Origin of the sequence: Marinilactibacillus kalidii, from assembly GCF_017599325.1 — a bacterium.
GTDB classification, from domain to species: domain Bacteria; phylum Bacillota; class Bacilli; order Lactobacillales; family Carnobacteriaceae_A; genus Marinilactibacillus; species Marinilactibacillus kalidii.
Genome location: NZ_JAGFVM010000023.1, coordinates 1 through 13,276, shown reverse-complemented (window position 1 = coordinate 13,276; position 13,276 = coordinate 1). Strand labels below are relative to the sequence as shown.

Below are 13,276 nucleotides of genomic sequence, written 5' to 3'. Positions count from 1 at the left end.
AATTCTAGCATCTAGCTTGAAAGAAACAAGGTAATCTTCGTTGTTACCGTTAACAGAAAAAACCAACGCTTGTGAGCGTTGGTTTTTCTTTGACTATTTTTAAGAACCGTTAAACCGATGGATCTCTAGTGGTGCCCCCTAGTTTTAATTCCGTTTCAAAAATGGCATTTTCTTGTGGTAGTCCACCTGCATTCACTTTGTTTAATACCAATTGAGCAGCCGCAACACCCATTTCATCAAGTGATTGCTTAAGTGTAGTCAGAAATGGATAAGCGATTTGATCTAAAAAGACCCCATCGTGTCCAATGATGCCATATTCTTCTGGAATTTTTCCACCTCTTTCTTTTAACTCTCTACTGATGCCTAAAGCTAGTCGATCAGAAGCACAGATAAATAAGGTGTTTGGCTCGAAATTTTCCCAATTTTCCTTAATAAAGGTCGCTGCATAACGAGATCGATTTTCGAGTTTAACCACTTGCTGTTTTAAACCGAGACGCGCCATCGCACGTCGATAGCCTTGTTCTCTAGAACGAGCAAAAGGCTCTGCAACATCCATTCCTACAAATATAATCGTTTCGTAATTGAGCATTAGTCCATACTCGACAGCTTTTTCGGTACTTTTTTGATTATCACTGTCTACAAAATCATACCCATGCGTATTCTCTCCAAACAATACCATGGGCTTATCTAGTGTGTTCAGCCATTCATAGTCTGCTTCTCTCATGCCGCAAACAATATAGCCATCAGAATCTCCTATTTTTGTATTTCGTTTTGTAACCAATTGCAGACCATAGGAGTGTTTGTCTAACTCATTGGCGATGCCGACAAGCAACTGCATATAATAAGGCTCAACATAATCCATTTCTTCCAAAATCAATAGTTTTATGATTTGTGTACGATTATTTGCTAATGCTTTGGCCATCACATTGGGTTTATAATTTAATTCTTTCATTGCAGCGTGAACCATTAGTTTCAATTCATCGGTTACTTGTTCAGGGTGATTGATCACTCTGGAAACGGTCATTTTAGAAACATTTGCTTTTTTTGCCACATCACTTAGTGTTGGCAATAAGATCATCTCATTTCTGATAATTCATCGTCGTATGGTTAATCCATTTTTCTTTTTGTCTAAGACTTCGTTTAGTTAATTCTAGCACATCAAAATGAAGGTCGCTATATCTTAAAATATACTTACCCTTTATTATCTGGATAGTTTGCGTAGCAATTTTTCAGGACTGCTTAGGTTTTGGGACCAACTAGTGCGAGAAATAGCCTATGAATCAAAAAAATCATTTATGCGGTTTGTAAACATCGAAAATGCATACGTATAGCTATTTTGGGCAAAAAAAAGAACAGTAAGATTGACTAACCTTACTGTTCCACTAGCCTTTCACGACTAATGCTATCTATTCAAATTTAGATGTCATCTTAAGCCCCAGGGCAATGACATGTTCCATATCGTAGTAACGATACTGCGCCAAGCGTCCAGCAAATGTAACATTCTTTATTTCCTTACTCAACTTCACATATTCTGAGTATAAACGATTGTTTTTTGTATTATTAATTGGATAGTAAGCTTCTTTTTCGCGACTATAGGTATCTGGATATTCTCTGGTAATGACGGTTTGCGCTTGTTTTCCAAAATCAAAATGTTTGTGTTCAATGATTCTTGTATAAGGTGTCTCAGGATCTGTGTAATTCACAACAGCATTCCCTTGATAATTCTCGCAGTCAAGCACGTCGGTTTCAAATCTTAAACTCCGGTACTCCAAATCGCCTAATCTATAGTCAAAAAATTCATCAATTTTTCCTGTATAAATGATTGTATCGTATTCTTCTAAATACTGTTGACGGTTCTCCATAAAATCAGTGTTTAGGTGTACGTTGATCATTTGATGATCTAACATTCTCTCAATAATCTGAGTGTAACCACCTATCGGGATTCCTTGATAACGGTCATTATAATAGTTGTTGTCATACGTCATTCTAACGGGTACTCTTCTTATGATAAACGGGGGTAACTCCGTTGCTTTTTTCATCCATTGCTTTTCCGTATACCCTTTGATCAGCTTTTCGTAAATATCTGTTCCAATCAAGCTGATCGCTTGTTCTTCTAGATTCTCGGGTTTTCCTTGCTTCTCAGTTTTACGTTGTTGATCAATGATATTCTGTGCTTCCAACGGTGTTTTAATATTCCACATTTGCGAGAAAGTATTCATGTTAAAAGGCAAGTTATATATTTCTCCGTAGTAATTAGCAATCGGGCTATTGATATAATGATTAAAGTCTGCAAATTGTTGAATATAGTCCCAGATATACTTCTCATCTGTATGGAAAATATGTGGCCCATACTTGTGGACTTGAATCCCTTTCAGCTCATAGGTATAAATATTTCCACCGATTGTATCGCGCTTTTCAATCACGTCAATCTCGTATCCCTTATTTGCCATTTCATGCGCATAAGTCGCGCCAAACAATCCAGCGCCGACGACTAGTACTTTTTTTTTCATTCTTTATTCCTCACCAACCTATTATTAACCGTAACCTGCTACTTTTCGTACTGTTTTATAGATGATCCTAAAAATCATCTGACCACTTCGACCTTCTAAATTCACGACTCTTTCATAAAAAGACCCTTTTGAGTTGATATATACCTCTTCCGCATGCTCATGCAAGTAGTGCCATAATGCTTGTTTTGCTCTTTTACTTTCAACTGTACCGATACGATTAAACAGTGCACTTGAAATGATGGTTACTACCTCTACATGATGCGCAAGATAAGCTTTGAGTTTTTCAGATTTCGGGTGTGCGCTTTTATACTCATCTATTAATAATTTATTGACTTTGATTTGTTGGTCCAGTCTTTTCATCATCACATGTTCATTAATAGATTGATCTTCTCGTCCAATAGAGTATCGGTAAAGTGGGCGATCCAAATAGTATAGCGTCTCAACGAATTGCAAAGGAACCAAAACAAATAAATTATCAACGTAAAAAGTGTGTTCAGGTAATTGCACACCACTTTCCTTCAGTAAGTCTGTTTTGTATATGACAGAATGCATCAATAAACATTGTCTTTTTTTAAATACACCAATATCATTCCAGTTCAGCATGGTATCTGGCTTAATAACGCCTCTATAGTGCATTTCTTTCTTTATAAGTGTTTTACCTTGTTCATGCACAAAATTGGTAATAAATACATCAACTTCATGATCATTCAGCACTTGTGTCTGTATTTGATTCAAAAGCTCTTTCAATGAAGCTTCATCTAACCAATCATCACTATCTACTACTTTCAAGTATTTTCCAGTTGCTTTGCGAATCCCTGTATTCAGCGCACCACCATGGCCTTTATTTTCCTGATGGATCGCTTTTACTATAGTAGGATATGCCTTAGCGTACGTGTCTGCTATTTCGGCTGTGCGATCAACAGAACCATCGTTAACAATGAGAATTTCGACCGCTTCACCACCAACTAGACAACTTTCGATACATTTTTTCATATACGCACTTGAATTGTAACTAGGGATTATTATAGATAACAACTTCACGAATCATTCACCTTTTCTTTTTGTTTATAACGTCCACAAACGATGCTGTTTATCTCAACATGTTTAGTAGTGATTTAGTCATGCTTTTTCATTATAACAAATTTCATCATCGGATAATTTATAGCTACTTGAATTAAAATATTTATAACGTTAGCTAATGTTTGAGAAATAGTAAGATTCAATCCAAAATCCAAGAAAATATTTGTCGTGTATTGTGGCAGAACGATTGAAATGAATCCAGCCACTACTACTGTCAGTATATACCAATGAAGCGTACTTTTAATAGAATTTTCGGCACCAAATACAAATTTACGTTGTACAATGTAATTGACGATTTGTGCGCCTGTGTATGCAATTAAGAAAGATAAAAAGCCGCCAAAACCACCATTCCCTTCATCATAATGAAAGATAAACCAATGGAAAGAATTGTTCGATAAAGCATCGAATAAAATATTTGTTCCAATCCATAGTAATACAAAATTGGTAATTGTTGCTAAGTTAGATAAGACATTGAATTTTATGAATTCCCACAGATCAGGGTGCTCATCTGCCCATTTTTGGATGGCACTAGTCATTGCTTCGCACCTCTTTTTCAATCTTTCTATTTCGTAAAAAGATACGTGTCAATTTAGTCATTCCTGACCAAAAATGTCCATTGACCATTCTTACGATTTCTGTGACCATTGGTTGTGTGATGGCTCCACCAGTCATTTTTCCCATTGCTCGAAAAGGCATATAGTAGTTGAAATACAAATTTAAATTTGGCTTTTGTTTAGCGATGCTTCTATTCAAGAAAAATGTCAAGATACTGTATGCTCGCCTAGCAGTCCAACCTTTCGCATAATACATCTGAGAAAGGGTATCATTTCGTGTCAGTAATTCATCTTCATCCCATGTTGCTTGTGGAATTTTTCTTCCTAGCAGTTCCTCGAATACCGCATCCGAAACTTGCTTTACATCTGCTTTTTTATACTGTGCCATTATTTCCTGGCTGTATACGTCTGAGGCATTGAGGCCCTTTTTGAAAATGCGCTCTCTTAACTGAATATCCTGACAATTTTCGCCAACGATAATCGTGTATTCACCCTCTTCAATTTCCCATTGATGGGTCTTACTATTATAAAATTGGAAACCATCATCACTCAATGAAATGGCTACTTGTTTAGTTTCCCTTGGCTCAAGTATGACTTTTTTAAAGCCAATCAATTCTTTCGAACTTCTAAAAATGGCTGATTCTACTTTCTCAGCATATACTTGAGCAATCTCTGCACCTTTTATCTTACCTGTATTTGTAAGATCAAACGTTACTTTATTTTCTGATACCTTTAAATTATGATAGCGGAATGTCGTATAAGACAATCCATATCCAAAAGGAAACTGTACTTGAACATCTGCCGTTTCATAGTATCTGTAGCCCACAAATAAGCTTTCTCTGTATTCGCTTGTCCGTTGCTCTCCTGGAAAGTATTCAAAAGAAGGTACATCTTCTAACGTCAGCGGATAGGTTTCGCTTAACTTACCTGATGGCGAGACGTTTCCGGCTAGTAAATCAATAATCGCTTTCCCATGAGATTGCCCCGGAAGATACGTATGCAATACACTTTTCACCTGATGAATCCAAGGCATTTCTATCACAGCTCCACCAAATAAAACGACTACGATATTTTTATTTGCTTTCGCCAATGATTCTATTAAGCTAACTTGATTATCCGGTAATTTTATATCTGTTCGGTCTATCCCTTCAGATTCATAAATTTCTGGCAAGCCAGCAAATACGACAACTGCATCTGCCCCTTTAACACCTTCAATAGCCTCATCAACCAAAGCTTGGTTTGATTGCCCGTCTCTCGTATACCCTTTGAAGTAATGATGATCGCTATTTAAAGCAGCCATTACTGACGTGATACTGGTTGGATTTACTAACGAAGACCCTGCACCTTGATAGCGAGGTTCACTAGCAAATTCTCCCACGATTGCGATATTTTTTTTCATATCTAAGGGTAATACATCATCATCATTTTTCAACAAAACAGCACTTTCAACAGCCGCTTTGTAAGCTAATGCTTCGTGCGCCTTGATCGTTTCGGCTTTAAGCGCTGTTTGATCTGACTGGTTTTTCCCGACTTTCAAGATGATGCTCAATAGTTCATCTACTCGTTGATTGAGTACTTCTTCTGTTAGTTCACCTGATTCTACCGCTTCTTTTAATTCTAACGGTCCAAAGATACCTGTTCCAGGCATTTCCAAATGGCTTCCCATTTTCACGCCGAGTACATGGTCATTACTTCCGCCCCAATCGGTCACAACAGCATTCTCGTAATGCCATTCTCCATACAAAATATCTTGTAAGAGGGTTTGATGTTCATTTGCGTATTCGCCATTCACTTTATTGTAAGAAGTCATCAGAAAGTCAGGGTTTCCTTTTTCAATCGTCTTCTTAAAAGCTGAAAGGTAGATTTCTCTTAGCGCTCGCTCATCAACAACCGAGTCATTACTCATCCTTCTAAGTTCTTGACTATTTACAGCGTAATGCTTAGCACAAGCACTGACATCATTATTTTGTATCCCATTTACATAAGAAGCAGCTAGTTCACCAGTAAGATAGGGATCTTCACTGAAGTATTCAAAATTTCTTCCCCCTAATGGATTTCTTTTGATATTCATCCCTGGACCTAATACAACTTGCACACCTAATTGTTTAGCTTCTTCCCCAATTGCTGAGCCGACTTCTCTTGCTAAGTTTGTATCCCAACTATTTGCAATGGTGGCAGCGGTAGGGAAACAGGTCGCTGGTATACTTGCATTTAATCCTAAGTGGTCAGCACTCCCCATTTGCTTCCTTATTCCATGAGGACCATCCGATAAAGATAGCGAAGGAATAGCTAAACGCGGAATATCATACGTCTCCCAGACACTTTTTCCGGATAGTAAAGAACATTTTTCCATTAGTGTCATTTCATTGATTAATGCTTGATTCTTCATTTTTGTACTCCTTTTAAATCATGCTCTGTACCATTTCTCTCTAGTTAATAATAAAAATGACAGTCAATGACCGTCATTTTTATTGTTTTCTTATTCGCTATCTTTTTGATTACTAGACTTGATTCGTTTCGTTGCCCAGTAAGTGGTCCAAAGGATGAAGATGGCTACTACTGCTGTTGCAGCCCACAACCAATATCTCCAAAGTGGTGTGATTTTAACAACTTCGTCATCTTGCGCAATCCCGTTCATTGCATTACTGTTAACAATCGTATACAAGATAGAATGTGTTGAAGCTCTAAGATTGTTTACAACATTTGCTGTCAAATCTTCGTCATCTATATGCCAAAGTTCAGAATCTGTATTTAACCATAGATTCGTTCCTGCATCTAGTCCAGCTACGATATCTTGATACGCAAAGTTGATAAATGATGCTTGATCTGTTGCAACAAGACCTTCAAATCCCCATTCATTTCTCAATGTTTCTGTCATTAAGCTATAATTTGCCCCAGACCATGTAGTACCAATACGGTTCATACTAGCCATGAATCCATTAGCGTTTCCTTCACGGACAGAAATCTCAAATGGTGCAAAATATAAGTCGCGTAGTGATTGTTCATTTGCAAACATACTACCATTTATTCTGTTTGTATCTGTGTCATTCAAAACAAAATGTTTCGCATGTGTGAATGCACCTTTTTCTTTAGCGCCTCTGATAATTGAAGAGCTCATTTTCCCTGATAAAAGACTATCTTCTGAGAAGTATTCAAAATTTCGTCCTCCAAAAGGTACTCTGTGAAGATTCATACCTGGTGCGTACCATCCAGCAACATTATTTTTAAGAGAATCCTCTCCAACGGCTCTACCCATTTCTTCTACAAGCGTATCATTCCAAGTTGAACCGACGACTACTTGTACAGGGAATGCAGTCGCTTCGATTTCTCCTCCGGCTAGCTCACCAGAAATCCCCGCTGTACCATCACGAATAACGGTTCCCGGTAAGTTGATTGAAGAAATCGGAACGGTTGCATATCCACCCATTCTTACTAACTCTAACATTTCTTCAACAGTTAATTGATCTAACAAAGAGTCCCATAGTGGATCATTGAATTCTAAATCTTTAAGATGTATAGCGGATACTTTGCCTAATTCCTCATCAATCGTTCCTAATGTCGGCATTTCCGTTACTTCTTCTTGAGGTGTACGATCAACTTTTAGATCTTCTAAGAAAGCATCTGATGCTTCAAGTTCTCCACCAGCGTAGACCTCTGGCCATGTCCCTTCCCAATCATTTCTGCTTAGGTAAGTCAGTGACTCATCATATTTTTGCATATCAACAGCTTCAAATTGATTAGTAATAGGGTTAGATGTAGCAACTGAACTTGCATACGTTTCAGAGTCCATTTCATCTATCGTAATCGTTTGAACCATATCTTCATTTCCAGCTTCAGTCATTCCGTCTTCTTCAGTGTAACCTTCTGAAGCTAAGATATTATTCACTGCGTCGTGTGCATTTTCGCCCACTGCAAACTGATAATCGCCAGCATCTACGATATACGTTTCAAATCCATTAGCATCATAGACTTTCATACTTTCTTTGCTGACATTTATAGTAACCGTTGCTGTTTCTTGTGGACTCAATAGTTCTGTTTTAGCATAGCCCACTAGTTCAACGACAGGTTTTTCAATTAGATTTTCTTTATCATAATCTGTATAAGGTGATTGCATGTATAATTGAACAACGTCTTTACCTTCTGTATCTCCATCATTTGTTACTTCAATTTCGAATACATATTCATCATCTTCTTCGGACATTGTATAATCACTATAAGAAAATGCTGAGTAAGACGTACCATAGCCAAATGGATATTGGACTGCTTCTGAGTAATCAAACTCTCCCACATTTTCAACACCTCTGACAAAATCAGCGTATCTTGTCTCATAATAACGATAACCGATATAAATGCCTTCACTGTAAACCATGTAGCCATTTGCACCTTCTACAGAGGTATTTTCAATAGAAAAGTTTCCGTAGTTTACCATTGCTGGCGCGCTCATTACATCATAAGCATACGTATCTGTAAATCTTCCTGAAGGATTTGTTGTTCCATTCAGTACATCTGCGATCGCCAATGTTCCTGTTTGTCCAACTGCGCCTGTCCAAACCACTGCATCTACAGCATCAGACTCTAAAGCCTCTAATTCCATTGGGTTAACGGTATTTAATACCACGATAACAGAATCAAAATTTTCATCAGCTAAATTGATCATATCAATCTCATCTTGATCTAGTTCTAGATAACGTGATCCAGAATCCAATACTTCAGTAGAGATATCTGCGCTTTCTCCTCCAGATCTTCCGATTACGACGACTGCTGCGTCATTGTAATCTTCAAATGAGTCGATCACTTCGTCCGTATACTCACTCGCAGGTACCTCATTTACGGCAAATTCTCCTTCACCATATAAATCAGGTTTAGATTTTCTAAAAGAAGATCCTGGACCATCAGTGTAAAATTCAGTTAATGTAGGATTCGTTTCAAATCCAGATGTATCTAGCGCATCCATGAAAGATACGGCTTTGGATTTATCTACCGAACTCGCGCCTTCTCCACCATAAACAAAATCAACGGAGTTTTGACCGAATATAGAGATGTTTGAACTAGCATCTAAAGGTAATGCCTCATTCTCATTTTTTACTAGAACAATTCCTTCAGAAGCTACCTCTTTAACGACTTCTTCGCTATGTTCGACTTGTGCTTCTTCACTTTCATAATCACTTTCATAGTATTCAGCGCTTTCATTTTCATCCGAACTCGTTATTTTAGTTGTCTCGTGTCCCAATGATGTCGTAATAATTTGCGAATACTTATTTGCATAATAGTAGCCTACAATCAAAGCAATAATTAGTGCAATATTTAAAATATATAAAAGTATTGCGGGTATTTTTTTATTTTTCAATCTGAACCCTCCTATTTTTTAAAAGCCCTTTCACTAATCAAATTAACACGTTCTATCCGACTACTCTATATCTATTACATATTCGGAACCTTCTATTACATTTTTGGTAAGCTTGATTTTAGCAGTGATGGTTTACAAGTCAAAAAAGAACAAGCCTGTATGAATTCTCAGGCTTGTTCTTTCCCCTCTTCTGCAATTCAAATTCACTTTAAGTCAATTAGCTTCTAAAAAAATAGTCATGATTCTATCCTTCTAAAGGAAAAATAATACGCAAATTGAACCAGTTATCCGAAAAATCGATGTGCATATTCCCATCATACTTCTCCACGATGTATTGAATACTTTTGAGCCCAAAACCATGATTATCTTTATCGACTTTTGATGTTTCTGGCAGGGTACCATCTAAAAAGATATCTTCTAAACAATAATTACTCACATTCATTACACCCATTTTTCCTTTTTTAGCTAATTTGAATGTAATGAGCCTTTTTTCTTCATCTTCAATTTTTTCAACATGCTCAATCGCATTGTCTAAAGCATTTCCTACCAAACTACAGATATCCATTACTTCAAATTGATTAATGAGTTTACCATTCGCAATGCAAGTCAAATTGATTTGATTTTCTTTACAATGAATGTTTTTTTGCGTCAACATTGTATCCAGCACAGCATTCCCTGTTTCTATTTTCAGACCAAGTTCTTCAATCGAACGTTTGATTCTAGCAAGATACGTTTCTCGTTTACGAATATTTTGTTCAGACAAAATGACATCGATTTGATGCTTTAAATCATGCGCCTTTCGGTTGATATATTGAGTGTTTTCAGCATACGTTTTATATTGTAAGTACTGATTATTAAATAAATTGTTGATAAGATTGAGTTCTTGTTTATTCAAATTATCTATTTTTACATAGTTATATAAATAAATGATACAGAGTCCGCTAATGTCTACTATCGAACGTATAACGAATACAGCGAGTGTGTTACCAAAATTATAATTAGTATTTGAAAGCAAGAAGCCTGAGTTACTCGTGCCAAATATTGTGATCACTAAAAAGTTAATGATGATTACTTCTTTACTATCAATATATTGTAGAAATTTATGATCTTGCGTATTCTTTTCTATTTTAAATACTTGAAATAATACGATTGAATAAATACACGCACCGAATATAAATACAACAAAACTAGAATCTATCCCTGCAGGATATAATGTAATGCAGTACAGGAGCCAGAATATAGATGCCATAAATTCCGATAGTATGAAAGCCTTGGAAAATAGATATAACCCAATCTTATAATTTACTTTACTTAGCGTTACAATCGTTAAGACCATCCATACGATATTCACTAACATTCCTGGTATCCACAGTATGATTGGAAGTTTACCTGCTAAAGCTTGTAAGAGTATTTGACCTGATCCAAAAGCTAAAATCATTAAAAGTATTCTGAACCATGATGCTTGTCTTTTAGTGATAAATGGCCATATAAAAATGACGCACGAAGCTACTTCGGCAATCGCCGTATAAAAACGTGGAATATCTGGTAATACTTGTTCATTCATCATAAGACAGACTCTCCTAAAAATATGGTGAATCGATCGATAAATGCTTTTTTCCTGGCACGACTGATATCCAATTTCTCATCGTCTATAAATATGGTGTTTTTTTCTACTTTATCAATATGGTTCAAATTCACAATAATTGAATTGGACGATCTAAAAAAGAAGTCATTATCCAATTTAGTTTGGATATTCTTTAAAGTATCTATAATTGTAAATGTTTCATTGATTGTTTTAAACTTTATATAATGACCTTGGCTTTCGATATATTGAATATCACTTAAATTTATCTTTCTTAAATTCCCAGCTATTTTAACGATAATAGACTCAGATTTAACCGTTACTTTTTTAGTGATTTTTTTAAAATGTTCATTAAAAGTAAATGGTTTTAACGGTTTTAATAGAAAATCAGCGGCATCAACTGAATAGCCTTGAATGGCTACTTGTCCATGATTGGTTATAAACACGATAACAACTTCAGAATCTCGTTCTCGTATTTTTTTTGCCGTAGTCATACCATCCATGATTTCCATCTCTACATCGAGGTAGATAATATCATACTTTGCATCAAACTTATCGACCAAAACAACGCCATCTTCATAAAGATCAATGTCTACATGTAAGGATAGATGTCTAGAAGATTCTTCTATATATGCCTTGATTTCTTTTCGCGTATTTGGATTATCTTCTACTACAGCAATTTTCATATTATCCTCCCAATCTGCATACCATATTCTTTTTTTAGATTTCTCAATTTCACTCTAGTGCTCTTCTCTTCATCCTATTTCCTCGATATAGTTTACCATAATCACTATTTAATAAAAACTTTTCCAAAAAGATTGGTGTTTACTGATGTTACTTCTTTCTGCCTTATTTTTTCTGCGATCGTTTTTCAGTTTTCTTTTTCACGTAAATTTCAAGTCTAAGTTAGCCACCTAGTTTCCAAGTATATATCCGCTTAATTGTCAGTTGTTCAATTAGTTATTGTTATTAGAAGAAGTCAGTCGTCATTTGGAAAGCACTAACGTGCTTAGGCTATTTGGAATAAAGAGCGTAGAGCACGAGCAAAACAGTCATGTGGAGTTTTATAGCCAAGTATTTTTCGAGGATAGTCATTCATCCATTGCTGGATTCTCAAGTATTCTGTCTCACTCAATTGACCGATGGCTTTTCCTTTTGGAATAAATCGGCGAATAAACTTATGTTGGTTCTCGCTCGTTCCTCTCTCCCACGAAGCATAAGGATGACTGAAGTACACATCAAGAGTCTCTTGAAGTGCCTTATGAAGGCCGGCAAACTCAGATCCATTATCAGAGGTAATGGTCTTAAATACTTTAGAGAACGTGTCACCGGCTCGATGTCGTAATTGACTGATTGCCTGATCAACGGACTCTTTATCTTTCCCCTTGAGTTTAAGTATGATCTCAAAACGGGTTTGGCGTTCAACTAACGTCAATAAAACCGAATCGGTTTTCGCTTTGTTTCCGACAACGGTATCGATTTCCCAATGGCCAAAGGTCTGTCGATTATCAACTTCTTCAGGCCTCTGTTCAATGGATTGGCCTAAAATCCGCTTATTTATCCTACTTCTATAAGAAGTGTCCTTTGGTTTACGCGACAGTTTTTCAAGTAGATCCATATTCTTGGTTCTCATGATACCTTTGTCAATCCATCCATAAAGGGTCGTTGTACAAGGAATAATAGACGGATCAAATAAGTCGTGTGTCGTAGCAAACCCAACGACTACATCTGGAGACCACTTTTCCCGTAACAGTTTATCATCTGCCCACTCAATAAATGCATCCGAATCAGCCCATTTTGGCCGACGGCCGCAGTTCAATTGAAGCCTATCATAAGCTGCTTGTCCGGCATTAGGATCGTAGTTAGTCGAATAGTAGTCATATACTTTATCGTTTTGCTTTTGACGTTTAAGTTGAGTAATCGTTCCACGATGAATCTCGCTATTAATCGTTTGTGGGACACGTCCCAGAGCTTTTGCAATCCCGCGATTGGAGTAGTTCTCGGTCTTTAAAATAGCGATTTGAGATCGTTCTGAATAAGATAAGTGTTTTCCCTTACGTGCTGTTGTGTTATTGTTAGAGTGCGTCATGTGAATTCATCCTGTCTATTGAGAGTTAGTGGTATAACTTCAATATAACATGAAATTCGCATGGCGTTTTTTTATGGGTTAGCCTAAGTGGCTAACTTCATTATAAAATCCAGC

At 36.6% G+C, this 13,276-nt stretch carries 9 protein-coding genes; all 9 read right to left on the bottom strand.

Annotation, left to right across the window (positions count from 1 at the left end):
- Nucleotides 1-109: 109 nt before the first annotated feature.
- The 9 genes from J5J05_RS04745 to J5J05_RS04705 all read right to left on the bottom strand — a co-directional run bounded on the left by J5J05_RS04745 (nucleotide 110) and on the right by J5J05_RS04705 (nucleotide 13,162).
- A complete protein-coding gene (locus J5J05_RS04745; RefSeq protein WP_208559521.1) occupies nucleotides 110-1,069 on the bottom strand; it encodes a LacI family DNA-binding transcriptional regulator in 960 nt (319 codons plus the stop codon).
- A 337-nt stretch (nucleotides 1,070-1,406) separates the two neighbouring features.
- The gene (gene glf / locus J5J05_RS04740; RefSeq protein WP_208559520.1) at nucleotides 1,407-2,510 is read right to left on the bottom strand and encodes a UDP-galactopyranose mutase; all 1,104 of its coding nucleotides are present in this window, start codon (nucleotides 2,508-2,510) and stop codon (nucleotides 1,407-1,409) included.
- Between the two features lie 24 nt (nucleotides 2,511-2,534).
- A complete protein-coding gene (locus J5J05_RS04735) occupies nucleotides 2,535-3,551 on the bottom strand; it encodes a glycosyltransferase family 2 protein (RefSeq protein ID WP_208559519.1) in 1,017 nt (338 codons plus the stop codon).
- A gap of 74 nt (nucleotides 3,552-3,625) precedes the next feature.
- Nucleotides 3,626-4,126 (bottom strand): GtrA domain-containing protein, encoded by a 501-nt coding sequence (locus tag J5J05_RS04730; RefSeq protein ID WP_244244620.1) that lies wholly within the window; start codon nucleotides 4,124-4,126, stop codon nucleotides 3,626-3,628.
- Entirely contained in the window at nucleotides 4,119-6,533 is a 2,415-nt protein-coding gene (locus J5J05_RS04725; protein ID WP_208559518.1) for a beta-glucosidase family protein, read from the bottom strand. Before J5J05_RS04725 ends, J5J05_RS04730 begins: the two co-directional genes overlap by 8 nt.
- A gap of 90 nt (nucleotides 6,534-6,623) precedes the next feature.
- A complete protein-coding gene (locus J5J05_RS04720) occupies nucleotides 6,624-9,491 on the bottom strand; it encodes a glycoside hydrolase family 3 protein (protein WP_208559517.1) in 2,868 nt (955 codons plus the stop codon).
- A gap of 244 nt (nucleotides 9,492-9,735) precedes the next feature.
- A complete protein-coding gene (locus tag J5J05_RS04715) occupies nucleotides 9,736-11,058 on the bottom strand; it encodes an ATP-binding protein (protein ID WP_208559516.1) in 1,323 nt (440 codons plus the stop codon).
- Complete coding sequence (locus tag J5J05_RS04710) at nucleotides 11,055-11,759, bottom strand: LytR/AlgR family response regulator transcription factor (RefSeq protein ID WP_208559515.1); 705 nt, start codon at nucleotides 11,757-11,759, stop codon at nucleotides 11,055-11,057. Before J5J05_RS04710 ends, J5J05_RS04715 begins: the two co-directional genes overlap by 4 nt.
- Before the next feature lie 323 nt (nucleotides 11,760-12,082).
- Nucleotides 12,083-13,162 (bottom strand): IS30 family transposase, encoded by a 1,080-nt coding sequence (locus J5J05_RS04705; RefSeq protein ID WP_208559376.1) that lies wholly within the window; start codon nucleotides 13,160-13,162, stop codon nucleotides 12,083-12,085.
- Nucleotides 13,163-13,276 lie beyond the last annotated feature (114 nt).